This window comes from Pseudomonas sp. R15(2017) (assembly GCF_002112685.1).
GTDB classification, from domain to species: Bacteria; Pseudomonadota; Gammaproteobacteria; order Pseudomonadales; family Pseudomonadaceae; genus Aquipseudomonas; species Aquipseudomonas glycinae.
This window is the reverse complement of the sequence record NZ_NEII01000004.1, coordinates 412174-438137: the sequence shown is the minus strand read 5'-3', so window position 1 is coordinate 438137 and position 25964 is coordinate 412174. Positions and strand designations below refer to the sequence as shown.

At 61.9% G+C, this 25964-nt stretch carries 20 protein-coding genes; 15 read left to right on the top strand and 5 right to left on the bottom strand.

Features of this window, described 5'->3' with window-relative positions:
- On the bottom strand, nucleotides 1-2872 hold a 2872-nt coding region (locus tag CAF77_RS11690), incomplete at its 3' end, for a retention module-containing protein (RefSeq protein WP_139831949.1).
- A 357-nt stretch (nucleotides 2873-3229) separates the two neighbouring features.
- On the opposite strand from CAF77_RS11690, the gene CAF77_RS11685 reads away from it, so the two are divergent.
- The 11 genes from CAF77_RS11685 to CAF77_RS11635 all read left to right on the top strand — a co-directional run bounded on the left by CAF77_RS11685 (nucleotide 3230) and on the right by CAF77_RS11635 (nucleotide 17361).
- Nucleotides 3230-4582, top strand: coding sequence for a TolC family outer membrane protein (locus CAF77_RS11685; protein WP_011331849.1), 1353 nt, complete (start codon nucleotides 3230-3232; stop codon nucleotides 4580-4582).
- Nucleotides 4583-4616: 34 nt separating this feature from the next.
- Nucleotides 4617-6773 (top strand): type I secretion system permease/ATPase, encoded by a 2157-nt coding sequence (locus CAF77_RS11680; protein ID WP_064382650.1) that lies wholly within the window; start codon nucleotides 4617-4619, stop codon nucleotides 6771-6773.
- On the top strand, nucleotides 6763-8130 hold the full coding sequence (locus CAF77_RS11675; RefSeq protein ID WP_011331851.1) for an HlyD family type I secretion periplasmic adaptor subunit: 1368 nt from the start codon (nucleotides 6763-6765) through the stop codon (nucleotides 8128-8130). The genes CAF77_RS11680 and CAF77_RS11675 overlap by 11 nt, the downstream gene beginning before the upstream one ends.
- 385 nt (nucleotides 8131-8515) lie before the next feature.
- On the top strand, nucleotides 8516-9412 hold the full coding sequence (locus tag CAF77_RS11670; protein ID WP_064382651.1) for a TauD/TfdA family dioxygenase: 897 nt from the start codon (nucleotides 8516-8518) through the stop codon (nucleotides 9410-9412).
- Between the two features lie 18 nt (nucleotides 9413-9430).
- Nucleotides 9431-10456 carry an ABC transporter substrate-binding protein gene (locus CAF77_RS11665; protein ID WP_007957722.1) on the top strand — a complete coding sequence of 342 codons (1026 nt, stop codon included), beginning with the start codon at nucleotides 9431-9433 and terminating at the stop codon, nucleotides 10454-10456.
- Between the two features lie 5 nt (nucleotides 10457-10461).
- Nucleotides 10462-11322, top strand: a complete 861-nt coding sequence (locus CAF77_RS11660) for an ABC transporter ATP-binding protein (protein ID WP_007957720.1) — start codon at nucleotides 10462-10464, stop codon at nucleotides 11320-11322.
- A gap of 20 nt (nucleotides 11323-11342) precedes the next feature.
- Nucleotides 11343-12209, top strand: a complete 867-nt coding sequence (locus CAF77_RS11655; protein ID WP_011331855.1) for an ABC transporter permease — start codon at nucleotides 11343-11345, stop codon at nucleotides 12207-12209.
- A 58-nt stretch (nucleotides 12210-12267) separates the two neighbouring features.
- Nucleotides 12268-13185 (top strand): LysR family transcriptional regulator, encoded by a 918-nt coding sequence (locus tag CAF77_RS11650; protein WP_064382652.1) that lies wholly within the window; start codon nucleotides 12268-12270, stop codon nucleotides 13183-13185.
- A 102-nt stretch (nucleotides 13186-13287) separates the two neighbouring features.
- On the top strand, nucleotides 13288-14823 hold the full coding sequence (locus CAF77_RS11645) for an MFS transporter (RefSeq protein ID WP_064382653.1): 1536 nt from the start codon (nucleotides 13288-13290) through the stop codon (nucleotides 14821-14823).
- Between the two features lie 19 nt (nucleotides 14824-14842).
- The gene (locus tag CAF77_RS11640; protein ID WP_064382654.1) at nucleotides 14843-15913 is read left to right on the top strand and encodes an HlyD family secretion protein; all 1071 of its coding nucleotides are present in this window, start codon (nucleotides 14843-14845) and stop codon (nucleotides 15911-15913) included.
- Nucleotides 15910-17361 (top strand): efflux transporter outer membrane subunit, encoded by a 1452-nt coding sequence (locus CAF77_RS11635; protein WP_064382655.1) that lies wholly within the window; start codon nucleotides 15910-15912, stop codon nucleotides 17359-17361. The genes CAF77_RS11640 and CAF77_RS11635 overlap by 4 nt, the downstream gene beginning before the upstream one ends.
- Nucleotides 17362-17409: 48 nt before the next feature.
- On the opposite strand, the gene CAF77_RS11630 is transcribed toward CAF77_RS11635, so the two are convergent.
- Together CAF77_RS11630 and CAF77_RS11625 are read right to left on the bottom strand one after the other, a co-directional pair.
- The gene (locus CAF77_RS11630) at nucleotides 17410-17715 is read right to left on the bottom strand and encodes an XRE family transcriptional regulator (protein WP_064382656.1); all 306 of its coding nucleotides are present in this window, start codon (nucleotides 17713-17715) and stop codon (nucleotides 17410-17412) included.
- Nucleotides 17708-18073 (bottom strand): type II toxin-antitoxin system RelE/ParE family toxin, encoded by a 366-nt coding sequence (locus CAF77_RS11625; RefSeq protein WP_064382657.1) that lies wholly within the window; start codon nucleotides 18071-18073, stop codon nucleotides 17708-17710. The genes CAF77_RS11630 and CAF77_RS11625 overlap by 8 nt, the downstream gene beginning before the upstream one ends.
- A 169-nt stretch (nucleotides 18074-18242) precedes the next feature.
- Between CAF77_RS11625 and CAF77_RS11620 the strand changes: the two genes are divergently transcribed.
- The 4 genes from CAF77_RS11620 to CAF77_RS11605 are packed head-to-tail and all read left to right on the top strand — an operon-like array spanning nucleotide 18243 to nucleotide 22938.
- Nucleotides 18243-19022 (top strand): efflux RND transporter periplasmic adaptor subunit, encoded by a 780-nt coding sequence (locus tag CAF77_RS11620; RefSeq protein ID WP_064382658.1) that lies wholly within the window; start codon nucleotides 18243-18245, stop codon nucleotides 19020-19022.
- Complete coding sequence (locus tag CAF77_RS11615) at nucleotides 19019-20338, top strand: efflux RND transporter periplasmic adaptor subunit (protein ID WP_085654502.1); 1320 nt, start codon at nucleotides 19019-19021, stop codon at nucleotides 20336-20338. Before CAF77_RS11620 ends, CAF77_RS11615 begins: the two co-directional genes overlap by 4 nt.
- Nucleotides 20339-22435 (top strand): biotin/lipoyl-binding protein, encoded by a 2097-nt coding sequence (locus CAF77_RS11610; protein ID WP_064382660.1) that lies wholly within the window; start codon nucleotides 20339-20341, stop codon nucleotides 22433-22435.
- A gap of 11 nt (nucleotides 22436-22446) precedes the next feature.
- Complete coding sequence (locus tag CAF77_RS11605) at nucleotides 22447-22938, top strand: N-acetyltransferase (protein ID WP_064382661.1); 492 nt, start codon at nucleotides 22447-22449, stop codon at nucleotides 22936-22938.
- A gap of 1 nt (nucleotide 22939) precedes the next feature.
- Here CAF77_RS11605 and CAF77_RS11600 read toward each other — a convergent pair whose 3' ends face one another.
- Both CAF77_RS11600 and CAF77_RS11595 read right to left on the bottom strand, forming a co-directional pair.
- On the bottom strand, nucleotides 22940-25123 hold the full coding sequence (locus tag CAF77_RS11600; RefSeq protein ID WP_085654500.1) for a lipase family protein: 2184 nt from the start codon (nucleotides 25121-25123) through the stop codon (nucleotides 22940-22942).
- Between the two features lie 12 nt (nucleotides 25124-25135).
- Nucleotides 25136-25960, bottom strand: coding sequence for a hypothetical protein (locus tag CAF77_RS11595; RefSeq protein WP_064382663.1), 825 nt, complete (start codon nucleotides 25958-25960; stop codon nucleotides 25136-25138).
- Between the last annotated feature and the right edge of the window lie 4 nt (nucleotides 25961-25964).

Sequence of the window (25964 nt, the reverse complement as noted above, 5' to 3'; positions counted from 1 at the left end):
CCAGGTTCTCGAAGTTGCCACCGGACGCATCCTTGATGGTCACTTCGACTTTGCCGGCATCCTTGTAGACGTCATCGGCCGGGGCTGGAACGGTCACGGTGCCAGTGGTTTTACCTGCTTCAATCGTGATGACGGAGCCGTTGCTCAACGTCACGGTCACCGGGGTGCCGGCAGGATTAGTCAGGGTCGCGGTGTAAACAATCGAACCACCCTCGGCGACGGTGCCAGTGGCGCTCAGGGTCAAGTTGGTGGTGTCGACGGTATCGGTAACGGTGGTGGAAACCGGGGTTTTGTCGGCCACGAGGTTTTCGTAGTTGCCGCCGGTAACACCCGTGATCGAGTTGGTCAGCGGCGCCTGTCCGTTCAGCACATCGTTTGGTGCAGTCGTGGTGACGGTGCCGGTGGTTTTGCCGACTTCGATGGTGATCGATTGACCGTTGGCCAAAGTGACAGTCACTGGCGAGCCTGTGACCGGTGCGCCAACCGTGGCGGTATAGGTCACGGTGCCGCCTTCGGCGACCGAAGTATCAGCCGTCAGTTTGACGGTCGACGTATCGATGGTGTCGGTCACTTCGGTGACGGCTGGAACGGTGCTCGGCACCAGGTTCTCGAAGTTGCCGCCGGTGGCGTCCTTGATGGTCACTTCGACTTTGCCGGCGTCTTTGTAGACGTCATCGGCTGGCGCCGGAACGGTCACGGTGCCGGTGGTTTTGCCCGCTTCGATGGTGATGACAGAGCCGTTGCTCAACGTTACGGTCACCGGGGTGCCGGCAGGGTTGGTCAGGGTCGCGGTGTAAACAATCGAACCACCCTCGGCGACGGTGCCAGTGGCGCTCAGGGTCAGGTTGGTGGTGTCGGCAACGTCGGTAACCGTGGTCGAAACCGGGGTCTCATCGGCCACCAGATTTTCGTAATTACCGCCGGAAACGCCGGTGATCGAGTTGGTCAGCGGTGCGTTGCCAGCCAATGCGTCGTTCGGCGCGGTGGTGGTCACGGTGCCGGTGGTTTTGCCCACTTCGATGGTGATCGACTGACCGTTGGACAGGGTAACTGTGACAGGCGAACCGGTCACTGGCGCGCCAACGGTAGCGGTATAAGTAACGGTGCCGCCTTCTGCAACCGAAGTATCAGCCGTCAGTTTGACCGTCGACGTGTCGATGGTGTCAGTCACTTCGGTGACAGCGGGAACAGTGCTTGGCACCAGGTTCTCGAAGTTGCCGCCGGTGGCGTCCTTGATGGTGACTTCGACTTTGCCGGCGTCTTTGTAGACGTCATCGGCTGGTGCCGGAACGGTCACGGTGCCAGTGGTTTTGCCAGCTTCGATGGTGATGACGGAGCCGTTGCTCAACGTCACGGTCACCGGGGTGCCGGCCGGGTTGGTCAGGGTCGCGGTATAAACGATCGAACCACCTTCGGCCACGGAACCGGTAGCGCTCAGCGACAGATTGGTGGTGTCGATCGAGTCGGTGATGGTGGTGGTCGCTGGCGTCGTGTTCGGCACCAGGTTCTCGAAATTGCCGCCGGTAGCACCGGTAATCGTGGTGCTGACGGTGCCGCCGTTGTTGTAGACGTCATTCGGCGCGGTCGGCACGTTGACGCTGCCGGTGGTCTGGCCGGCGCCGATGGTGATGGTCGAGCCGTTCGACAGGGTGACGGTCACCGGGGTCTGCGCCGGGTTGGTCAGCGTGGCGGTGTAGGTGATCTGGCCACCTTCGACCACGGTGCCGGTGGCGGTCAGGGTCAGATTGGTGGTGTCGACCGAATCGACAATGTTGGTGACGGCCGGTGTCGGGTTCGGCACCAGGTTTTCGAAGTTGCCGCCCGTGGCACCCGTGATGGTGGTGGTGACGGTGCTGCCATTGTTATAGACGTCATTCGGCGCGGTCGGCACGTTGACGGTGCCGGTGGTCTGGCCGGCGCCGATGGTGATGGTCGAGCCGTTGGACAGCGTGACGGTCACCGGCGTCTGCGCCGGGTTGGTCAGCGTGGCGGTGTAGGTGATCTGACCGCCTTCGGTCACGCTTGGGCCGGCCGTCAGGGTGACGGTGGTGGTGTCGATGGTGTCGGTGACCTGGGTCGTGGCCGGGGTGGTCGGCGGGGTCACGGTGATGCCGTTGCCGCCGGTGGTGCCGGTGACGGTCACGTCGATCTGGGTCGGGTCGTTATAAACAGTGTCGTTCGGCGCCAGGGGCACGTTGACGGTGCCGGTGGTGGAACCGGCCGGAATCACGATCACCGCGCCGTTGGACAGGGTGATGGTCAGGTCGGTCAGCGGCGCCTGTGTCAGGGTCGCGGTGTACACCAGAACGCCGCCGGCTTCGGTGATGCTCGGCGTGGCGCTGAGGCTCAGGGTCGATTCGCGCAGGGCGTTGGCGGTGGTGTCGGTGGTCTGGCCGCCGGTGATGTTCTGCGCAGCCTGGCCGGCAGCGTTGATGCCTGCGGTCGGGAAACCAATGGTCGGGTCGACGCGGCCAGCGGTCGCATCGAGCATCACGAAGCTGTGGCTGCCACCGGCGGCACCGCCAGTCCCAGCGGCGCTCGGGCCGGCTGCGGTGGATTCAAGGGCGGTAGTCGGGTCGACACCGGCGGCGATGGCTTGTTGCAGCTCTTCTACCGACGGCGCGGCTTGCGCGGTGGCTTCGGCCAGGTCAGTGCTGGAGTCTGGAGTGTCGGCGCTCCACTGAGTGTCACGGCCCAGATCGATCGTGCGGCCATCGGCCAGTTCCAGGGACACGGCGCCGGAAACGCCGGTGTCGACCTGATCGCCGGCGAACAGCCGGTCGCCTTCAACGAGTACGCGACGGACGCCCTCTGGGGACACCACGAAAACCTGACCGACAATGCTTTTGACGATGGCCACAACACTGCTCATTGAAGACTCTCCGGGTGTCACGTTCAGTTGACTTCCATAGACCTGATGGCTGTCTGCGCCGATTCAGTCTGGACGTACTTTAAAAAAGGTGGAACAAAGTTGACGCTGCAATTCGTCAATATTTTGGCTAGATTCTTTCGCGATTAACTTTATGCCAAACTATTGACCTTCTGGGTGCCATCCTAAACAATCGTCCCGGTAATGTCACATTGATATTTATGCGGCGACCTGCCCTTCAGCGTGTGATCCAGTTCCGGTTTTAAACTTTCCGACATACGGTCATTCCGGTTGCCATCTTCCGACGCAGCTCAATATTTTGCTGTGATTCAAGACAAGAAGTTCTGGGAAATCTTTACCATGCGTTCGCACTTGTTCAAGGCTTTACCCTTCGCTCTCGCCGCGTCTTTCGTACAAGCACAATCCTTACCAGAAGCCATGCAGCAGGCGCTGGATGTCCATCCGGAAATCCAGGCAGGGGTCAACAGCCGACTGGCCGCGGATTATCAATTAAAGGCTGCAAAAGGTGGATACCTGCCCAAGGTCGATCTGCTGGGCGGTTATGGCCGTGAAGGCACCGACAGCGTCACCACCCGTGCCAATGGTGGCGGCAATCACTGGGAAACCCTGAACCGCAGTGAGTCAAGTTTACGTCTGTCGCAAATGGTTTTTGACGGTTTTGCGACGTCCAGCGAAGTGGGGCGTCAACAAGCCACCGTCAACTCCCGCGCGTATTCCCTGCTCGGCACTTCCGAACGCACCGCGCTGACCGTGGCCCAGGTTTACCTGGATGTACTGACCCGTCGCGAGTTCGTGCGTCTGGCAGAAGAAAATCTCAAGAGCCACCAGCGCATCTACGACCAGATCCAGCTGCGCACCCAGCGCGGCGTCGGCAGCGGTGCCGACCTTGACCAGGCCGAAGCGCGGATGGCCCAGGCCCGCAACAACCTGATCACCGAGCAGACCAACCTCGCCGACTCGGAAACCAACTTCCTCAGCGCCGTCGGCCAGATGCCCGATCAACTGGAGCGTCCGGCGCCGTTCATGGCGATGATGCCGGCCAACCTGAATGAAGCGCGCCAGCAGATGCTGGAAAACAGCCCGATCCTGCGCTCGGCCGAATCCGATATCGCCGCTGCCGAGAAACAGTACGAGACCGCCAAGTCGACCTTCTACCCGCGCTTCGACGCCGAGCTGGGCCGCACCGCCGACAACGACCTCGACGGCCAGAACGGTCACAACAACGAATGGCAGGCCATGCTGCGCATGCGCTTCAACCTGTATTCGGGCGGCAGCAACAAGGCAGATCTGGAATCGAAGTCGTACCTGTCGAACCAGGCGCTGGACATCCGCAACAACGCCCTGCGTCAGTTGAACGAAGAACTGGGCCTGGCCTGGAACGCCCTGAACAACGCCAATGCCCAGGTGCCGATCGCTCAGCAGTACGTTGATCACAGCACCTCGGTGCGCACCGCTTACCAGCGTCAGTTCAGCCTCGGTGAACGCACCCTGCTGGATTTGCTCGACAGCGAAAACGAGTTGTTCACCGCTTCGCGGCGTCTGGCTGAAATCAAAAACATTCAGTTATTTACTCAGTACCGAATCAAGGCGACCATGGGCGAATTGCTCAAGAGCCAGGGAGTGGTCGCACCCTTGGCATCCGTTGTGCAGAACGACGTGAAGCCCAAGGTCCAGCTGCCTGGGATGAATTGAGTTGTCCCTTTTCAACTGCTAAAGAGTGTCGAGCGTGGAATCAGAAGTCAGTCGAGTTCATCTCAGTCATGATCCACGCGCGTTGCACGACGATCCGTTACTGGATGGTCTGCTCGCTCTCTGCATGCTGCATCAGAAACCCGCCAGCGCGGCCATGCTGACCACCGGCCTGCCGCTGCCAAAACAACGCCTGAGTGTCGAGCTGCTACCCCGTGCAGCGGCGCGCGCTGGGCTGCAAGGGCGGGTGCTGCAGCGCAAGCTCGAAGAGATTCCGGCGATTGCCATGCCGGCGCTGTTGCTGCTCAAGGATGGCCGCAGTGCCGTCCTGCTCGGCTGGCAGGGTGAGAACGACGCGCGGGTGCTGCTCAGCGAAAGCGACGGCGGCGAATCCCTGGTCAGCCGCGAGCTGCTGGCCGACGATTACACCGGCAAAGTGTTCTTCGCCCAGCCCCAGCACAAATTCGACGTCAACCACGGCACGCTGATCCCGCGTGCGCGCTCGTGGTTTCGCGACACCCTCAAGCGTTCGCGCTGGCTGTATGCCGACGCCATCGCCGCCAGTTTCCTGATCAACATCATCGCCATGGCCGCGCCGCTGTTCGTGATGAACGTCTACGACCGCGTGGTGCCGAACCAGGCCGAAGCGACCCTGTGGGTCCTCGCGCTGGGCATCACCGGCGCCTACCTGTTCGACCTGATCCTCAAGAGCCTGCGCAGCCTGTGCCTGGATCTGGCCGGCAAGAAAACCGACCTGATCATCTCCGCCACGCTGTTCGAACGCATCGTCGGCATGGCCATGAAGTACCGCCCGGCGCGGGTCGGCAGCTTTGCCCAGAACATCCATGAGTTCCAGAGCCTGCGCGACTTCCTCGCCTCGCTGACCCTGACCAGCCTGATCGACCTGCCGTTCACCATCCTGATCTTCATTGTCATCGCGATTCTCGGCGGGCATCTGGTGTGGATTCCGGTGCTGGCCTTCCCGATTGCGCTGCTGATCGGCTACGCCTTGCAGAAGCCGCTGGTGGCAACCATGGAACGCACGATGGCGCTGGGCGCCGAGCGTCAGTCGAGCCTGATCGAAACCCTCGCCGGCCTCGATGCGGTGAAGGTCAACAACGCCGAAAGCGAACGCCAATATCAGTGGGAACAGACCATCGGCACCCTCAGCCGCCTCGAGCTGCGGGTGAAAATGCTCTCCGGTCTGGCGATGAACATCACCCTGCTGATCCAGCAGCTGGCCGGGGTGATCATGATCGTCTTCGGCGTGTACCAGATCATCGCCGGCAACCTGAGCATGGGCGGCCTGATCGCCTGCTACATGCTCAGTGGCCGCGCCCTCAGCCCGCTGGCGTCGCTGTCCGGTCTGCTGACCCGCTACCAGCAGGCGCGGGTGACCATGACCTCGGTCGACCAGATGATGGAGTTGCCGCAAGAGCGCAATTTCGAAGAGCGCCCGCTGAGCCGCAAGGTGCTGCAAGGCGCGATCGAATGCCGCCAGCTCAGCTTCACCTACCCGGAGCAACAGAATCCGGCGCTGAAGAACATTAACCTGGTGATCCGTCCCGGCGAGAAGATCGGCATCATCGGCCGCAGTGGCTCGGGCAAAAGCTCATTGGCGAAATTGCTGGTCGGCCTCTATCAGCCGGACGACGGTGCGTTGCTGGTGGACGGCGTCGACATCCGCCAGATCGACGTCAGCGAGCTGCGCTACAACATCGGCTACGTGCCGCAGGACATTCAGCTGCTGGCCGGCACCCTGCGCGACAACCTGATTTCCGGCGCCCGTTACGTCGAGGACGAGCTGGTCCTGCAGGCCGCTGAACTGGCCGGCGTCCACGAATTCGCCCGCCTGCACCCGCAGGGTTATGAGCTGCAAGTCGGCGAGCGCGGGCAGAACCTGTCCGGCGGTCAGCGCCAGAACGTCGCCCTGGCCCGGGCGCTGTTGCTCAATCCGCCGATCCTGTTGCTTGACGAACCGACCAGCGCCATGGACAACACCGGCGAAGAACGCCTCAAGCAACGCCTCGCGGCGGTGGTGGAAAACAAGACCGTGGTGCTGGTGACGCACCGGGCATCGCTGCTGTCGCTGGTCGATCGCCTGCTGGTGGTCGACCGTGGGCAGATTCTCGCCGATGGCCCGAAAGCGGCCGTCATGGAAGCGTTGAAGAAGGGGCAGATCAGTGTTGCTTAAGTCGGGTTTCAAGGATTCGATCCGCCGCTACTTCAAAGGCTCGGCATCGCTGCAGGGCCAGCCGCTGCCGGAGGTCAACAAGGCCTTGATCGAGGACGCGCCGCGCGTGGTGCGCCTGACGATCTGGGCGATCATCGGTTTCTTCGTGTTCCTGATGCTGTGGGCCAACTTCGCCGTCATCGACGAAGTGACCAAGGGCGACGGCAAGGCGATTCCGTCGTCGAAGATCCAGAAAATCCAGAACCTTGAGGGCGGTATCGTTTCCGAGCTGTTCGTCAAGGAAGGCCAGATCGTCGAGGCCGGCGCGCCGCTGGTGCGGCTGGATGACACGCGTTTTGCCTCCAACGTCGGTGAAACCGAAGCTGATCGGCTGTCGATGTTGCTGCGGGTCGAGCGCCTGAGTGCCGAGGTCGATGACCGGCCGCTGAATTTCCCGGAGGACGTGCTCAAAGCCGTGCCGGGTCAGGCCAAGAGCGAAGAGTCGCTCTACATCAGCCGTCGTCAGCAACTGCACGATGAAGTTGGTGGCTTGCAGGAGCAGTTGATTCAGCGTCAGCAAGAGCTGCGCGAATTCACCTCGAAACAGGCGCAGTACCGCCAGCAACTCGGCCTGCAACGCCAGGAAATCAACATGTCCGAGCCGCTGGTGGCCCAGGGCGCGGTATCGCCGGTGGAAGTGCTGCGACTCAAACGTGCCGAAGTGGAAACCCGTGGTCAGCTCGACGCCACCACGCTGGCTATTCCGCGCGCCGAATCGGCGATCAAGGAAGTGCAGCGCAAGATCGACGAAACTCGCGGCAAATTCCGCAGCGAAGCCCTGACTCAGCTCAACGAAGCCCGCACCGACCTGAACAAGGCCCAGGCCACCGGCAAGGCGCTGGAAGACCGGGTCAGCCGGACGCTCGTCACCTCGCCGGTGCGGGGCATCGTCAACAAGATGCTGGTCAACACCATCGGCGGCGTGATCCAGCCGGGCAGCGACCTGTTGGAAATCGTGCCGTTGGACGACACGCTGCTGGTCGAAGCGAAGATCCGCCCGCAGGACATCGCGTTCCTCCATCCGGGCCAGGAAGCCACGGTGAAATTTACCGCGTATGACTACACCATCTACGGCGGTTTGAAGGCGAAGCTTGAGCAGATCGGCGCCGACACCATCACCGACGAAGACAAGAAAACCACCTACTATGTGATCAAGCTGCGCACCGAGCGCAGCCATCTCGGCACTGACGAGAAGCCGCTGCTGATCATCCCGGGGATGGTGGCGTCGGTGGACATCATCACCGGCAAGAAGACCGTGTTGAGCTATCTGCTCAAGCCGATCATCCGGGCGCGGGCTGAGGCGTTGCACGAACGCTAGATCTTTATTGCCCTTCCGGGCCCCATCGCTGGCAAGTCGAATCGTCGCACCGCAGCTCCCACAAGTTCCGCGGTGAACACACAAACGTGGTCCACTCTAGGTCCCTGTGGGAGCTGGCTTGCCAGCGATGGGGCCCGTTTGAACACCACATCCCTGTCAGTAAGTGACACAAATGGTCACTCACCATCCAGTCCATTCCTAAGCATTCGCCATATCGTTATTCGTTAACGGTATTTAATTTCCAATTCTTATATCTATAAAGTCAGCCTCCTGCGTACCTGCCGACCAATCGGCGCGCCGCACGACACGAACCAACACGCAATCCAGCGTGAGTTTCTGATCGACGCGCGCGCCCTTGAGCGCGCCGTGCGTGGGAGATTGATTGATGTCCGCAGCTACTGCTACCCCAAGCGCCGCGACTGCCGCGCCGCAAACCTTCGAAATTCGCCCGTTCAGCGGTGCCGTCGGCGCCGAAATCATCGGCCTCGATCTGACCCGTCCGGTCAACGATGAAGACTTCGCCCGCATTCACCGCGCGCACCTCGATCACCACGTTGTGGTGTTCCGCGACCAGCGCATCACCCCGCAACAGCAGATCGATTTCAGCCGCCGCTTCGGCGTGTTGCAGATCCACGTGCTCAAGCAGTTCCTGCTGGCCAATCACCCGGAAATCCTCATCGTTTCCAACATCGTCGAAAACGGCCAGAACATCGGCCTCGGTGATGCCGGAAAATTCTGGCACTCGGATCTCTCCTATAAAGAACTGCCGAGCCTCGGCTCGATGCTGCACGCCCAGGAGCTGCCGTCCGAAGGCGGCGACACCCTGTTCGCCGACATGCACAAAGCCTGGGACAGCCTGCCCGACGCGCTGCGCAAAGCCGTCGAAGGCCGCTCGGCTGCGCATTCCTACACCGCGCGCTACAGCGAAACCAAATTCGAAGGCAACTGGCGCCCAACCTTGACCCCGGAGCAACTGGCCCAGGTCGCCGAGGTCGTGCACCCGGTGGTTCGCACCCATCCGGAAAACGGCCGCAAGGCGTTGTTCGTCAGCGAAGGTTTCACCACCCGCATCGTCGGCCTGCCGGAAGACGAGAGCAAACAACTGCTCGATGAGCTCTACGCCCACAGCGTGCTGCCGCAGAACATCTATCGCCATCAATGGCAGCCCCACGACCTGGTGTTCTGGGACAACCGCTCGCTGATCCACCTTGCCGCCGGCTGCCCCGCGCACCTGCGCCGCAAGCTGTATCGCACCACCATCCAGGGCGACGCGCCTTTCTGATTCGCCGGAGATCCGATCATGTCCAAACGTCTTCCATTCGCGCCGCTGGCGGCGGCCATCGGCCTCGGTTTCAGCCTGATCGCCGGCAGCCTGGTGGCGCCGACCGTGGCCCACGCCGAAGGTGAAATCCGCATCGCCGAACAGTTCGGCATTGTCTATTTATTGCTCAACGTGGTGCGCGATCAGGGACTGATCGAGAAGTACGGCAAGCAGGAAGGCCTCGACATCAAGGTCGACTGGACCCAGCTGTCCGGCGGCGCGGCAGTCAACGATGCGCTGCTCTCCGGTTCCATCGACATTGCCGGCGCCGGCGTCGGGCCGTTGCTGACCATCTGGGATCGCACCCACGGCAAGCAGAACGTCAAAGCCGTGGCCTCGCTCGGCAACTTCCCGTACTACCTGGTCAGCAACAATCCCAAGGTCAAAACCATCGCCGACTTCACCGAGAAGGACCGCATTGCGGTGCCGGCGGTGGGCGTTTCGGTGCAGTCGCGTTTCCTGCAATACGCCGCGGCCAAACAGTGGGGCGACAAGGAATTCAATCGCCTCGACAAGTACACCATCGCCGTTCCGCACCCGGACGCCACTGCTGCGCTGATTGCCGGCGGCACCGAGCTGACCGGGCACTTCTCCAACCCGCCGTTCCAGGATCAGGCACTGGAAAATCCGAACGTGCATGTGGTACTCAATTCCTATGACGTGCTCGGCCCGAACTCGCCGACCGTGCTGTTCGCCACCGAGAAATTCCGCAACGAGAACCCCAAGACCTACAAAGCATTCGTCGAAGCCCTGACCGAAGCCGCGCAATTTGCGCAGAACGATAAAGGCGCGGCGGCGGACACTTACATCCGCGTGACCAAGGCCAAGATCGACCGCGCCGCGTTGCTGAAAATCATCGACAACCCACAATTCGAATTCAGCGTCACGCCGAAAAACACCTACCCGCTCGCCGAATTCCTCTACCGCGTCGGCGCGATCAAGAACAAACCTGAATCGTGGAAGGACTATTTCTTCCAGGACGCCAAACCGCTGCAAGGGAGCTGATCGCCATGAACGCCCCTTTGCAAGGCCACGCGGCCAGCAACCCGATTGCCACAGCGCAAGCACTGCTGGCGGTCGATCAGGTCAGCCTCGAATACCGCACGCCGCAACGGGTCGTGCGGGCCACCCATCAGGTCAGCTTCGAAGTCGATCAACAGGATCGCTTCGTGCTGCTCGGTCCTTCCGGCTGCGGTAAATCCACCTTGCTCAAAGCCGTCGCCGGATTCATCGCGCCGTGTGAGGGCGAGATCCGTCTGCAAGGCCAGCGCGTCGATGCGCCGGGGCCGGACCGGATCGTGGTGTTTCAGGAGTTCGATCAACTGCCACCGTGGAAAACCGTCAAACAGAACGTGATGTTTCCGCTGTTGGCCTCGCGCACGCTGAAGAAAAAGGAAGCCGAAGAGCGCGCCCTGCATTACCTGGAGAAGGTCGGCCTTGCGGCGTTTGCCGATGCCTACCCGCACACCTTGTCTGGCGGCATGAAGGCACGGGTGGCGATTGCCCGGGCGCTGGCGATGCAGCCGAAAATCCTGTTGATGGACGAGCCGTTCGCCGCGCTGGATGCCCTGACCCGGCGCAAGATGCAGGAGGAATTGCTGCTGCTCTGGGAGGAGGTGCGTTTCACTTTGTTGTTCGTCACCCACTCGATTGAAGAAGCGTTGGTGGTCGGCAATCGGATCCTGCTGTTGTCCCCGCATCCGGGCCGGGTGAGGGCGGAAGTGCACAGTCATCAATACGATCTGCACAGCCTTGGCGGCGTGGCGTTTCAAGAGTCGGCAAGGCGCATTCATCGGTTGTTGTTCGATGAAGGGCAGTCGCCGGAAACCGAGCGCGAACTGGATTTCACTGATATCCGCATTGCTTATTGAGCCGCCTGGAGGATTGCCCGATGAGCCATTCATCATCCGTACGTCAAGAATTCGAAAACGATCTGCAACCGCTGACCAGCGTCCCGGTGGAGCGCGAGTTGCCGCTGGGCCAGCGTCTGTGGCAACAGGGCTGGCTGCGCAAAAGCGTGATCCTGATTTTGCTCGCCGTGCTCTGGGAGGTTGTGGCCCGGGTGCAGAACAACGACCTGCTGCTGCCGAGCTTCTTGCAGACCAGTCATGCGCTGTATGACGGCCTGCTCAGCGGCGAACTGCTGGGCAAGGTGTGGATCTCGCTGGTGGTGCTGATCAAGGGTTACCTGATCGGCATCGTCCTGGCCTTCGCCCTGACCACGCTGGCGGTTTCGACCCAGGTGGGTCGGGACTTGCTCAGCACTCTGACTTCGATGTTCAACCCGCTACCGGCGATTGCGCTGCTGCCGCTGGCGTTGCTGTGGTTCGGCCTGGGCCAGAACAGCCTGATTTTCGTGCTGGTGCATTCGGTGCTGTGGGCGCTGGCGTTGAACACTTACGCCGGGTTTCTCGGCGTCTCGGAAACCCTGCGGATGGCCGGGCGCAATTACGGTTTGAAGGGCATGCGCTTCGTGCTGTTCATCCTGATTCCGGCGGCGCTGCCATCGATTCTCGCCGGGCTGAAAATCGGCTGGGCCTTCGCCTGGCGCACCCTGATCGCCGCCGAACTGGTGTTCGGCGCCACCAGCGGCAAGGGCGGCCTGGGCTGGTACATCTTCCAGAACCGCAACGAGCTGTACACCGACAAGGTGTTTGCCGGTCTGGCGGTGGTTATCCTCATCGGCTTGCTGGTGGAAAACCTGGTGTTCGACACGCTGGAGCGGGTGACGGTGAAGCGTTGGGGAATGCAGCGCTGATTTTCTGATCTGCTAGCATTGCGTGCGAATCAATCCTGATCGGTCACGAGTGCTCAGCATGCAACTCCCGGACATGAACCTGTTGGTCGCCCTCGACGCCTTGCTCGACGAGGGCAGCGTGGTCGGCGCCGCGCGACGCATGAACCTCAGCCCGGCGGCCATGAGCCGCACGCTGACGCGGATCCGCGAAGCCGTTGGCGATCCGATTTTGGTGCGTGCCGGCCGGGGACTGGTGCCGACACCCAAGGCACTGGAGCTGCGCGAGCAGGTGCGGGATGTGGTCGAGCAGGCGGCGCTGCTGTTTCGCTCGGCCGATGCGGTGGAGCTGGGCACCTTGCGCCGGCGCTTCAGCATTCGCGCCAACGATTTTTTCGTCGGCGTGTACGGCGGCAAGCTGTTCGACACCCTCGATCAACTGGCGCCGCACTGTGAGTTGCGCTTCGTTCCCGAGGGCGACGGCGACGATGAGGCCTTGCGCGAAGGGCGGATCGACCTGAGCGTGAGCAACACCCGCCCGGTGACGCCGGAAGTCAAAATACAGAACCTGTTTTCCACCCACTTCGTCGGCCTGGTTCGTGAAGATCACCCGTTGCTTGACGGTGAAATCACCGCTGAGCGTTACGCCGGTTTTTCCCACATCAGCATGTCCCGCCGGGGCATCGCCCGTGGGCCTATCGACACCGCGCTGAATGCCCTGGGTCTGGAACGGCGAGTGGCTGTTATCGCGCCAAGTTTCCATGCGGCGATGTTCGCCCTGCCGGACTCTGACCTGATCCTGCCGGTGCCCAAGGAAGCGCTGCTCAGCGTGCGGCGGCTGGGCTTGAAGCTGCGCTCGTTCGACCTGCCGATCCCGCTGCCGACGCTGATGCTGACCCAGGCCTGGCACCCGCGTTTTGACAAGGACCCGGCCCACCGCTGGCTGCGGGAAACCCTCAAGACCTGCTGCGACGAAACCTGGCTGGCGGCACAGCCCTGACAATTGCGTCTGGTGCACTTATAAACTGCCAAGAAGTCAATTTTCGTCAGCACTAAGCCCTACTACCATGCTCCGGTATTTTTCCCTCCGGAGTTTGCCTGCATGACATCCCTGACGGTCACGGCGCCGATTGCCGCTGCCGCTCCGATGGCCGCCGCGCCACCGGTGTTCGGGGCGCGGATCATCATCGGTCTGGTCGGCGTGCTGCTGGCGGTGCTGGTGTCGGGTCTCAACGAGATGGTGACCAAGGTCGCCCTGGCCGACATTCGCGGCGCCCTGAGCATCGGCTACGACGAAGGCACCTGGCTGGTCGCCAGCTACACCGCGACCTCGGTGGCGGCCATGGCATTCGCGCCGTGGTGCTCGGTGACCTTTTCCCTGCGTCGCTTCACCCTGTGCGCCATCGGCGTGTTTACCCTGCTCGGGGTGCTCTGCCCGTTCGCCCCGAACTACGAAAGCCTGCTGCTGCTGCGCATCCTGCAAGGCCTGGCCGGCGGCGCGTTGCCGCCGATGCTGATGACCGTTGCGCTGCGATTCCTGCCGGCCAACATCAAGCTTTACGGCCTCGCCGGTTACGCCCTGACCGCCACTTTCGGCCCAGGTCTCGGTACACCGCTGGCCGGGTTGTGGACCGAATACGTCGGCTGGCAATGGACGTTCTGGCAAATCATCGTGCCGTGCCTGATTGCCATGGCGATGGTTGCCTGGGGCATTCCACAGGACCCTCTGCGTCTGGAACGCCTCAAGTCGTTCAACTGGAAAGGCCTGCTGCTGGGCTTTCCGGCGATCTGCATGCTGGTGATCGGCCTGTTGCAGGGCAATCGCCTGGACTGGTTCGAGTCGAACCTGATCTGCGCTTTGCTCGGCGCCGGTTCGCTGTTGCTGGTGGCGTTTCTGATCAATGAATGGTCGCAGCCGATTCCGTTTTTCAAGTTGCAGATGCTCGGCATCCGCAACCTGTCGTTCGCGTTGATGACGTTGGCCGGCGTGCTGGTAGTGCTGCTGGCGGTGGTGCTGATTCCGTCGAGTTACCTGGCTCAGGTGCAGGGTTACCGGCCGGTACAGACGGCGCCGATCATGCTGATCGCGGCATTGCCGCAGTTGATCGCGCTGCCGCTGGTGGCGGCGTTGTGCAACTTGCGTTGGGTCGATTGCCGCTGGGTGCTCGGCATCGGTTTGAGCATGTTGACGCTGTCGTGTCTGGGCGGCTCGCAGCTGACTTCGGTGTGGATTCGCGACGATTTCTACGTCCTCCAATGGCTGCAGATTTTCGGCCAGCCGATGGCGGTGCTGCCGTTGCTGATGTTGTCGACCGGCAGCATCCAGCCTCAGGACGGGCCGTTCGCCTCGGCGTGGTTCAACACTGTGAAAGGCCTGGCGGCGGTGGTCGCCACCGGCGTGATCGAGGCGCTGACCACTTCGCGCCTGCATTTTCACTCGACGATGCTGGTCGATCGACTCGGCAACTCGCCGCTGGCCGCGAGCAACGACCCGGGCCTCGCCCATCGCCTGCACGAACAGGCCGTGGTGCTGACTTCATCGGATCTTTATCTGTGCATGGCTGGCGTCGCGGTGGCGCTGATCCTGCTGATTTTCTGGCTGCCGACGCGGATCTTCCCGCCGCGCGCGCCGACCTGACTGACACAGAAGGTTTTTTATGACGACTCAAGCAAAGCAAAAACTCGCGGTGGCTGTGGCCGCTGCGCTGGCGGTCGGTGTGCTGGTGTATCTGGCGATGCCCGGCCTGTTCGGCAAGCGCACTCAGCAAACTACCAACGACGCCTTCGTCTCTGCTGACTTCACCCTGGTGGTGCCGCGTGTGGCCGGGTTCATCAAAGAGGTGCTGGTGGAAGACAACCAGCAGGTCAAGGCCGGGCAGTTACTGGCGCTGATCGATGACCGCGACTTGCGCGCCGCTGCCGAAGCCGCCGATGCGCAAACCCTGGTCGCCCGCGCGCAGTTGCGGAACGCCAAGGCCACCCTTGAGCGCCAGTCCTCGGTGATCGCTCAGGCGCAGGCGTCGGTGGTGTCGGCCAAGGCTGAAATGGCTTTCGCCCAGCAGGAATTGAACCGCTACAACCACTTGGCTGGCGTCGGTGCAGGCACCGTGCAGAACGCTCAACAGGCGCGCACCCGGATCGATCAGGCCTCTGCGCGGCTGGACACGGCCACCGCGAAACTGGCAGCGGAACGCAAGCAGGTGGAAATCCTCACGGCGCAGCGCGATGCCGCTGAAGGCAGTTTGAAACACGCGCAGGCCGCGCTGGAAATCGCCAGTTTCGAGCTGTCCTACACGCGTATCACCGCGCCCCAGGACGGCATGATCGGCGAGCGCGCGGTGCGAGTCGGCGCCTACGTGACACCGGGCAGCAGGCTGCTGGCGGTGGTGCCGTTGAAGCAGGCCTATGTGGTCGCCAACTTCCAGGAAACCCAGCTTACCGACGTGCAGCCGGGGCAGGACGTTGTGGTGCGGGTCGACAGTCTCGGCGGCGAAGCCCTCACCGGCCGCGTCGAGAGCATTGCCCCGGCGACCGGCGTGACCTTCGCGGCGGTCAAACCGGACAACGCCACCGGCAACTTCACCAAAGTCGTGCAGCGGATTCCGGTGAAGGTTTTGCTGGATCCGGGCCAGCCGCTGGCCGAACGGCTGCGAGTGGGGATGTCGGTAGAGGCGAGCATTGATACCCAAAGCTCGGCCACCTCGATGCGTGAGGTGACGCAGCGATGAAGCGCTTTCAGTCGATGACAGTGGTCCTGAGTCTGTCGGCATTGGCGGCCTGCACCGTCGGCCCGGACTTCCAGAAACCTGAAGCTACCCGGATTGCCGAGTGGGCAAAGCCGTCAAAAACCGCCGTCAGCCAGGCCGTCAGCGCACCCTTGAACGAGCGCTGGTGGGAAGTCTTTCACGACGCGCAACTCTCGGCCCTGACCCAGCGCGCCCTGCGCAGTAACCTCGACTTGCAACTGGCCAGCAGCCGCCTGCAACAAAGCCGCGCCGCCCGCCAGGTGATCACCGCCGACCGTTATCCAACGACCGCCGCCACCGGCAGCTACGCCCGCAAACGCAACAGCGGCGAAGGCTTGAACGACCCGTCCGGGCACAACGGCGATTCCGCCTTCAACCTGTGGGATGCCGGTTTCTCGGCCTCCTGGGAGCTGGACTTCTGGGGGCGCGTACGCCGGGAGACCGAAGCCGCCGACGCCAATCTCGAAGTCGCGGAAAACGACCGTCGTGGCGTGTTGCTGGCGGTGCTCGCGGACACCGCGCAGAACTACATCCAGCTGCGTGGTGTGCAGAACACCCGCGCGGTCACTGAGCAGAACCTCGATGTGGCGCGGCACAGCCTGAAGCTTTCGCAACTGCGCCTCAACGACGGTGTGGCCACCGATCTCGACGTCGCCGAAGCGGCCGCGCAAGTGGCGGCCATCGAATCGCGCTTGCCGGCGCTGGAGCAACGTCAGGCGCAACTGATCAACGCCATCAGCCTGTTGATGGGCGAACCACCGCAGGCGCTGGCGAAAGAGTTATCCACAGATGCGCCGGTGCCGCAGTCGCCGCTGACCGTCGCCATCGGCCTGCCGTCGCAACTGGCCGAACGTCGCCCGGACATTCGCCAGGCCGAAGCCCGTCTGCATGCCGCCACCGCCAACATCGGCGTGGCCAAGGGCGATTTCTATCCGCGCATCACCCTGTCCGGCAACCTCGGCTCGCAAGCCATGCAGCTCAGCGATTTCGGTTCCTGGGGCTCACGGGCCTTCGGCATCGGCCCGCAATTCAGCCTGCCGCTGTTCGACGGCGGCCGCTTGCGCGGCGTGCTGCAACTGCGCGAAGCCCAACAGCAGGAAGCGGCCATCGGTTATCAACAGACCGTCCTGCGCGCCTGGCACGAAATCGACGACCAGCTGACCGCCTACAACGCCAGCCAGCGCCGCCGCGACAGCCTCGCCGAAGCCGTACGCCAGAACCAGATCGCCCTGCGCACCGCGCAACAGCAATACGTCGAAGGCGTGGTCGACTTCGTCAACGTCCTGACTGTGCAAAGCGCACTGCTCGCCACCCAGGAACAATGGGTGGAAAGCTCCACCGGCGTTTCATTGGCGATGGTCGGGTTGTACCGGGCGTTGGGCGGGGGATGGGAGTCGGTGTATCCGGTGGGGGAGATGGCGCAGCGTTGATTCTCGCGCGGAAAACAAAAAAAGCAGGCTGTGCAGCGTTTTGGCTGCTCAACCTGCAAAGTTTTCGATTTTGATTTGCCCATCAGGAAATGTAGCGATGATTTCAAGCTCGCCGCCCATCGCGCGGATGTAATTGCGCAGCGTGCTGATGTACATATCGGTGCGTCGCTCCATCTTCGAGATCGCCGCCTGATTGATGTGCAGGGTCTCGGCAAGCGTCGCCTGACTTAAAGCTTTGGCCTGTCGCAATTCGTTTAGCGGCATTTCCTTGATGTGTTGTTCGTAGATCGAATCGGCATGTGCCCGGGCTTCGGGTGTCATACGCGCTTCGAGTTCGGCAAATTTCTTAGCCATCTTTGTAACCCTCTTTGCGCAATGTATCGAGGTGCTCATCGTACAGTTGATCGGCGAGCGGGACATTGACTTCATACCAGCGATCCTGACCGGTTTTGTCTCCACCGATCAATAGCAGCGCACATCGCCTCGGATCAAATGCATAAAGTATGCGGTACGGTCGTCCGGCATGTTGAACCCTCAGTTCTCGCAAATGGCCATGTCGCGCACCATTGATCGCGCTGCTGTGTGGAAAGCGCAGGCCAGGTCCGAATTGCCCCAGCAATTTGACGCTCGCAGCCACCGAGCTCTGCTCGTTTTCAGTCAGATCTTCCCACCAGTTGCCGAACTCGTCGGTGTATTCGATATCCCAATTCATGGGGGACGAATATGAATGTTATGGAATATTCCTTCAAGGTTATATTTTCGATGGGTTGATCTTAGTCATTTCACAAAATTTCGCCAGCCCTTCGGAGGAGTGATGGCCTTTCGCTTGACGCTAATCGCCGCTGTCGTAGACTCCGAGCATCCGTCAGGGAGTAACGGTTATGCGGCGTTTTCGTGGTTGGGTTGTCGGATTGACCTTTGTAACGTGTGCAGTTCAGGCTCAAACGCCCGCGCCAGACGATCCGCTGCTGGATAACGGCGGGGCGGCGAATGCGTCGGCCAGCAGTGAAGCGCGCGGGGTGTTGCGGGCGCGGGATCAGGCGACCCTGGCCAGCGAGTTGTCCGGGCGAATCGTCGAGTTGCCGTTCAGCGAGGGCGAGTCGTTCAAGAAGGGCGATACCCTGGCGCGGTTCGACTGTTCGGCCTATCAGGCCCAGTTGAATGCCGCGCAGGCCGCCAGCCGTGGCGCCGGTGAAGAGCTGGCGCACAACCGGCAACTGGCGGCGCTCAATTCCGTCGGGCGTTTCGAAGTGGCCCGGGCCGAAGCCAAGGTCAGCGAAACCCAGGCGCAATCTCAGGTTTATCAAGTCCAGGTCAAACGCTGCAGCGTGGTCGCGCCGTTCGACGGGCAAGTGGTCGAGCGCAAGGTGCAGCGTTATGAAAGCGTGCCGGCCGGTGCGCCGCTGCTCGATGTGGTCGACAACCGCACGCTGGAAATCCATCTGCTGGTGCCGTCGCGCTGGATGGCGAAGCTCAAGCCTGGCCAGACTTTCAGCTTCGTACCTGATGAAACCGGTCAGCCGATCGACGCCACGGTCAAACGCCTTGGCGCGCGGATCGATGAAGGCAGCCAGACCCTGTTGCTGGTCGCAACACTCCCCGAAGCCAAGGGCTTGCTCGCCGGCATGAGCGGCACCGCGCATTTTCCGGAGCTTAAGTGAACGCCCCGGTGAGCGGCGGCGCCGAGCAGGTGATCGCGCGGTTTCTCGATCTCGAACGGCAGACCCGCGCGGCCCAAGACATTTCGCAACTGGCCTACAGCCTGGTCAATGACGGTCAGTCGCTGTTCGGTTTTCGCCATGCGGCGCTGTTGATCGCCGGCAAGGTGCAGGCGGTGACCGGGGTCAGCGCAGTGGAGCCGAATGCGCCGTTCGTGGCATTCGTCGAGCAGGCCGTGGCGCAGTTGTTCAAGCAGGATGTGCTGAAACAGGCGCGGGTGATAACGCCGGAAATGGTCGGTGAATCGATTCAGGCCGACTGGCGCAGTCTGTCGGCCATGCAAGTGTTCTGGCTGCCGTTGATCGACCGTCAGGGTCAGGTGTTCGGTGGTTTGTGGCTGGCCCGTGATCTGCCGTGGAACCCTTCCGAACAAGTGCTGCTGTCGCAGCTGGGCGACACCTACAGCCATGCCTGGCTGGCGTTGCAACCGCGCAAGCCGTGGCGCCTGCGCTGGACTCGCAAACGCCAGGTGGCGCTGCTCGCCGTGTTGTTGCTCGGGCTGTTGATCCCGGTGCGCCAGTCGGTGCTGGCCCCTGCCGAAGTGGTGCCTCAGGGCGGGCGGGTTGTAGCCGCACCGCTGGACGGGGTGATCGCCGAGTTTCTGGTCAAGCCCAACCAGAGCGTGAAAACCGGCGACCTGTTGCTGCGTTTTGAAAGCACGACGCTGAAGGCTCAGGCCGATGTCGCCGAGCGTGCGCTCGGGGTTGCCGAAGCTGAACTCAAAGCCAACTCCCAACGTTCGTTCGTTGATGCCGAATCCAGCTCCCGGGTCGATCTGCTGGCCGCCCGCGCCGAACAGAAACGCGCCGAACGCGACTACGCCCGCGAACTGCTCAACCGCAGCGAAGTGCGCGCCGAGCGCGACGGCATCGCGGTGTTCGCCGATGCCGAACGCTGGACCGGTAAACCGGTGCAGACCGGTGAGCGGCTGATGGAAATCGCCGATCCGAGTCAGGCCGAACTGCGCATCGAACTGGCCGTGGGCGACGCGATCTCGCTGGAGCGGGGCGCCGAAGTCGCGCTGTTTCTCGACAGCGATCCGCTGCAACGCCACCTAGCCACCCTCGAACGCTCGGCCTATGAGGCGCAGCCCACCGCCGGCGGGCAATTGGCCTATCGGCTGGACGCCAATTTCGCCGACGCCCCGCCGCGTATCGGCCTGCGTGGCACTGCGAAAATATTCGGCGACCGCGCACCACTGGCCTTGTACCTGCTGCGGCGTCCGCTCGCCGGGCTGCGCCAGAGTGTAGGCCTGTAAATGACCCTGCCGAGCCTGCGTGCCGACCTGCAATTGTCGCCCGCGGCGCCGGCCCTGGACGGTTCGCCGCGCTGGACCCTGGCCGACCCGGTGCGCGGGCGCTACTTCAAGCTTGGCGCGGCGGCGATGCGCCTGTTGCGTCACTGGTCGCTGGGCGATCCCGAACAAGTGCTGCGCGCTGCCAATCATGAACCGGGTTTGCCGCTGGACGGCGTCGAGCTGGAGCAACTGCTGACGTTCCTGCGCGGGCATGACCTGATCAGCGCCCTCGACGATCAGCAACGCGCCAGTTACTCACTCAAGGCCCTCGCGCAACGCCAGAGCCTGTGGACAATCCTGCTGCATCAATACCTGTTCTTCCGCATTCCACTGTGGCGCCCGGACGCTTTTCTCAACCGTGCCTGGCCGTGGCTGGAGCGCTTCGGTCCGAAGGTTTTGCGCTACGGTCTGCCGGCGACGCTGGCGCTCGGGGTGTTTCTGGTGTCGCGGGACTGGCAGCGGTTCGTCGGCACCTTTCCGCACCTGTTCAGCCTCGGCGGCGCGATCGCGTTCGGCATCTCGCTGTTCTTCGCCAAGCTCTGTCACGAGTTCGGTCATGCGTTCATGGCCAAGCGCGCCGGGTGTCGGGTGCAAAGCATGGGCGTGGCGTTCATGGTCTTGCTGCCGATGTTCTACACCGATGTCAGCGATGCCTGGCGGGTCAATGATCGACGCGCGCGACTGCTGATCGGTGCCGGTGGGGTGCTGGCGGAATTACTGCTGGCGAGCATCGCGCTGCTGGTCTGGTCGTTCCTGCCGGACGGGCCCGGTCGCACGGCGGCGTTCATGCTCGCCAGCGCGACGTGGATTACCACACTGGTGGTCAATCTCAACCCCTTCATGCGCTTCGATGGCTACTTTCTGCTCAGCGACTTATGGGAAGTCGACAATTTGCAGGGCCGGGCTTTTGCCCTGTGTCGCTGGCGCCTGCGTGAGTTCTTGTTCGGCTATGGCGCGCCGGCGCCGGAGCCTTGGTCGCCGGCGATGCAGCGGCGTTTGCTGATCTGGGGGTATGGCTCGTGGTTATGGCGTGCGGCGTTGTTTTTCGGGATCGCGCTGGCGGTCTATCACCTGTTCTTCAAGGTGTTGGGGATCTTCCTGATGCTGGTGGAGCTGGTGTGGTTCATCTTCCTGCCGATCATGAGTGAGTGGCGCCAGTGGTGGAGCCGCCGCGAACAGGCTCACGGCCCCCGCGTGGTGCTCAGCAGCCTGGGGGTACTCGGCCTGTTGCTGGTGCTGATCGTGCCGTGGCGCAGCTCGGTCGAATTGCCGACGATGCTCGAGGGCGGTCGCGCCAGTGCCTTGCACGCACCGACGGCGGCGCGGGTCAAAGCCGTGAAGGTCGAGGATGGTCAGACCGTGGCTCAGGGCGACGTGCTGATCGAACTGGAATCGCCGGATCTCGATTCGCGGCAGGCCATCGTCCGCCGGGAAATCCGCATTCAGCAATTGCTGATGCGCCGTCAGGCCGGCCGCAGTGAAACCGCTGCCGACGCTGGCATCGTCGAGCAGCGCCTTGCCGAAGCGGTGGCGGAATACCGTGGCCTGACTGCTCAACGTGAACGCCTTCTGTTGCGCGCACCTCATGCGGGCACCGTACGAGACCTGCTGCCGAACCTGACGCCGGGCCGCTGGCTGTCGAGCAAGGATGCGCTGGCGCGGGTGGTCGAGGACGGCACGCGACTGCGTGGTTATCTGGCCGAGGCCGAACTGTGGCGAGTCAAACCCGGTGCCACCGGGCGGTTTATCGCCGACGACCCGATGCATGCCGCCCTCTCGGTGCAACTCAATGAAATCGACACCAACGGTGTGGCCTATGTCGATCAGGAAGCGCTGACTTCCGATCACCACGGGCCGATTGCCGTGCGCCGCGATCAGCAGCAACGGGCGGAACCGGTGCAGGCGCAATACGGCGTGCGTTTGACTGCGCTGGATCAGGCAGCGACCCCGGTGCAGCCGCTGCGCGGCGTGGTGGTGTTGCAGGGCAGCGGCGAATCGGTGCTCGGCGTGGCCTGGCGCCGGATGGCGGCGCTGGGGGTCAGGGAAAGCGGTTTCTAGGGAGCGTGAAGATGACGGACAACCTGGCGGCGGACGGATTGGTGGTGCGGCCTTCGCGGGCGTCGGACGGGCCGTTTCTGCAAAGCTTGTATCAATCGGCGCGGCCGGATCTGCAATGGATCGACGGCGAGCAGGAACAGGTGCAGCAAATCGTCGCCCAGCAATTTCAGGTGCAGGAGCAGGGCATGGGGGAAAACCATCCCAACGCCATGCACTACATCGTGGAAAAACTCGGCACGGCCATCGGTGCACTCAGCACTGATTTCGGCGTCAATGAAATCCGCGTGTTGTACCTCGCCTTCATTCCCCAGGCCCGAGGCAAGGGCTACGGGCGAACCGTGCTGCAAGGTGTGCAAAAAGCCGCGCAGCAAGTGCGCTGCCCGGTGGCGACGGTGGTCTGGGCCAATAACCCCCATGCGCGCCAGCACTACCTGGCGCTGGGGTTTGCGGTGGAGGAGCGCAACCCGGCGGCGGAGCGGCTGGTGTGGTATCCACAGGCTTGAGTCAGATGATCGAGTCAATGTCGAAAGTGTGCGGCGCGCCGATTCTGTGGCCGTAGAGCGTTACCAGCAGCGGGTCATCCTCGGCGGCTTCCGGTGCCATGGCCAGTTGTTCCGTTGCGAGGTTTTCCGGATGCAGCTGCCAGCGCGGCAGGCTTTCGGCCAGGCGTTCCGGTTGTTCTGCCAGCGATCCATAAACATCCGTGGTCGTCAGGCGCCGGTGCCGCAGACTGGCCAGCCGTTCGCGGGTCGTGCGGATGTTCTCGATTTCATGATTGAGCGCTTCGACGATGTTTTTCCGACTGCGCACATAGCTGTCCGGCCGTCCCGGCAAATTGCTGCGCTGGCGGCGCAACTGATCGGTGATGCGCTGCAGCGCTGTCTCAACCAGCGCGAATTCTCGCTCGGTAACCAGCGTGCGGTTTGACTCCTGTGCCTCCTGCCAACGCCGCAACACCGCCCAGCACGCCGGGATGTAAGCCCCGGTCATCGAATGGTGCCCGGCGTCGAAGATCTGCTTGAGCAACGTCGGCCGATCCGGCAGGCCGTGCCGCTGCCGGATCGCCACATCACAGGCTGCGTGCTGGGTGATGGTGTCGCAGCCCGGCTCCCAGAGGATTGACGACACCTGCTGGCGGCCGAACTCCACCGGCATGGCGTGTCGCAAACGGCCGTGGTGGTCGTAGGCTTCCCCGGTCCAGTTGGTGATGCCCGCGACGAACACCGACAGACCGAGCGGGATATTCACGAAGGTCAGCGCCGCCCCGGTGCCGTAGATATCGGCCTTGGTGTTCATCCAGCTGCCGGGCACGCTGGGCACCGGGTCGTTGTGGTTGACCATGCGGTGATGCACGAGATCGGCTGCGCCCTTGACGAAATCCGCGTCGCCGGCGCGGGGGGCGCCGTAGGTGTAGAGCTGGATTTTGTAGCCCTCTGGCCTACGGCGGAGCATTTCGGCCAGCAGCAGCGTGATTGCGCCACCGAGGCTGTGGCCGCAGATCAGGAGTGTTTGGCCGGTGTAGAACTTTTCGAGGTAATTGACGGCGAATGCGGCAGCTTTTTTGGCCGCTTCATAGAAACCTCGATGTACCTGGCCTTCGCCTTCCGCAAACGGCACCTGCAAGGCATCGGCATCGCGTAACCCATCGGCGACGATCTCGGCGGTGCCGCGAACGGCGATCAGGATCAGTTCGTCGTTGTGGGTGATGAAGGCTTGGGTGTCTGTACTGTCTTTACTACCGATGTCGTCGAGGAAGTGGACGCTGGCTGGGTGTTCAGGATCTCGTTCAGGCGTATGTCTGTTGACTGCATAGAGGTTCGGGTCAAACGGGATGATTTCCAACCTTGCGGAATACGGAACATCTTCGTAGAGCGGGTAATAGGCTTTGGTCTGGGCGCTGTCGACTTTCCACAGTTCTTCCCCCTTGGGCAGTGCATCGCCGAACCAGTTGCCTACGCTGGGTTGCAGCAGAAACTTAACGAATCTGGTTTCGGCGCAAGGGACTTTGGGTTTCTGGCCGAAAGGGCAGTAACTCAGGGTTGCCATCAATGCGAGCTGGTACAGGTTGAGAGCACAGAATGCCGGAGCTGTGGATAACATCGGACGCAACGCACGTAGCGGTCGCACTTCCAGAATGGTGTGACGTTGCGGCATCAGGGCGACCCCAAGTTTGCCGTGTTCGCGCATGATGGCTGCGCACCCGGAATCGAGGGGGTAATCGCGATAAACCTCGGGCGGCAGGTGCGAGGCATATCTCACCAGATGACGGACTTCGACTTGAAAGTAATCCCCACCGTCTGCGATTTCGGGGCGCTCACGCGTGCGAGTGGCACCCAGATTCAGGTAGCGGGTTTTCTCGGCTCGTACTTGGAGTTCGGTGATTTTGAGAGGGTAATACTGCCTTTCCATCATGCGCAGATATACCCCTTCGTCCCCTTCGTAAGCTTGCTCGAAGAGTAGAGAAATCGGTCCGGCAAAATGGTTATCTACTTTTCCAATTCCTTTGGTATCCAGGCAGCCGGCGTATTTGTATCCCTCCGAGTCGGTTACAACATAGGCTAAACCGGCATAGGGTTCGCCTGAGCAATGCTCATCGACCAGCTGAAAACTTGTCCATTTTCCACCTGCGGGGCAAGTCAACATCCGGCTGCCCAAAGGTGATTCCAAATCCTTTTCCAATAATGTCATGGCGCGATCTCCTTATTCTGTGCAGCCCGGATAGATGGTGCAGATACGGCCATCCGGCATGGTGAAAGTGCTGAAGTCGGTGTAGTTGCCGTAACAAAAGCCGTACTGATCCTCAAAGTTGTCACCCATGCACCGTTTCCAACCATTTGGATTTTTTACCCAGGTATCCCTGATGGCAGGTTGCTCCTCCGCTGCCAATTCGATCTTCATCTTTATGGTTTTACCCGGTAGTTGGTCGAGCCCATAAGCAGAATAAGTCTTTCCTTTCCCACGCTCTCCTTGGGCATCAGATGTCTTGCAATCAAGGATCTTGACGATGCGGCGTTGTGCGCCAGCTGTCCGGAACCACCATTCACATTGACCGTAAAAAGTACTTTCACCTGCCTCATTGAAAGTGCCTTTGTACTGCTCCTCTATATCGTTCCCCAAAAAGACCATGCCTTCGTCACCCCCAAAATCTCCCCGTGCTTTGTAGTAACTCGCGTTGATCTCCAGCGCGATCCTGCTGATTACCAACGGACACCCCTTAACAATCTTGCGAATCGTGATTTCGGCATCAGGCTTGTAATCCGTGCGCCACTTGCTGTTGAACACCGGCGCAAGGTTGTCGCGTCTGTCGAGGGTGCAGGTCTGACCTTTCTCGGGTACGTAATAAACCGCTGCGACGTAGGCAAACCCCGGTGGTAGATCGGCTGTGAATTTGAAGGTGTTGGGCGGTTCGGTCTTACAGCTTGCGATCAAGACAAGGCAGCAGCCCAAAGTTGCACCACGCCGCGTGAGTCTGGTTTTCAGGGCAGTCAGCGCTGGTGATTGCAGATCCTTTTCCAATGAAGTCATGGCG

Coding starts and splice junctions, on each gene's coding strand:
- CAF77_RS11660 (WP_007957720.1), top strand. CDS start 10,462: ATGAACGCCCCTTTGCAAGGCCACGCGGCCAGCAACCCGATTGCCACA.
- CAF77_RS11610 (WP_064382660.1), top strand. CDS start 20,339: ATGACCCTGCCGAGCCTGCGTGCCGACCTGCAATTGTCGCCCGCGGCG.
- CAF77_RS11640 (WP_064382654.1), top strand. CDS start 14,843: ATGACGACTCAAGCAAAGCAAAAACTCGCGGTGGCTGTGGCCGCTGCG.
- CAF77_RS11620 (WP_064382658.1), top strand. CDS start 18,243: ATGCGGCGTTTTCGTGGTTGGGTTGTCGGATTGACCTTTGTAACGTGT.
- CAF77_RS11625 (WP_064382657.1), bottom strand. CDS start 18,073: ATGAATTGGGATATCGAATACACCGACGAGTTCGGCAACTGGTGGGAA.
- CAF77_RS11685 (WP_011331849.1), top strand. CDS start 3,230: ATGCGTTCGCACTTGTTCAAGGCTTTACCCTTCGCTCTCGCCGCGTCT.
- CAF77_RS11630 (WP_064382656.1), bottom strand. CDS start 17,715: ATGGCTAAGAAATTTGCCGAACTCGAAGCGCGTATGACACCCGAAGCC.
- CAF77_RS11670 (WP_064382651.1), top strand. CDS start 8,516: ATGTCCGCAGCTACTGCTACCCCAAGCGCCGCGACTGCCGCGCCGCAA.
- CAF77_RS11650 (WP_064382652.1), top strand. CDS start 12,268: ATGCAACTCCCGGACATGAACCTGTTGGTCGCCCTCGACGCCTTGCTC.
- CAF77_RS11605 (WP_064382661.1), top strand. CDS start 22,447: ATGACGGACAACCTGGCGGCGGACGGATTGGTGGTGCGGCCTTCGCGG.
- CAF77_RS11595 (WP_064382663.1), bottom strand. CDS start 25,960: ATGACTTCATTGGAAAAGGATCTGCAATCACCAGCGCTGACTGCCCTG.
- CAF77_RS11600 (WP_085654500.1), bottom strand. CDS start 25,123: ATGACATTATTGGAAAAGGATTTGGAATCACCTTTGGGCAGCCGGATG.
- CAF77_RS11635 (WP_064382655.1), top strand. CDS start 15,910: ATGAAGCGCTTTCAGTCGATGACAGTGGTCCTGAGTCTGTCGGCATTG.
- CAF77_RS11665 (WP_007957722.1), top strand. CDS start 9,431: ATGTCCAAACGTCTTCCATTCGCGCCGCTGGCGGCGGCCATCGGCCTC.
- CAF77_RS11645 (WP_064382653.1), top strand. CDS start 13,288: ATGACATCCCTGACGGTCACGGCGCCGATTGCCGCTGCCGCTCCGATG.
- CAF77_RS11655 (WP_011331855.1), top strand. CDS start 11,343: ATGAGCCATTCATCATCCGTACGTCAAGAATTCGAAAACGATCTGCAA.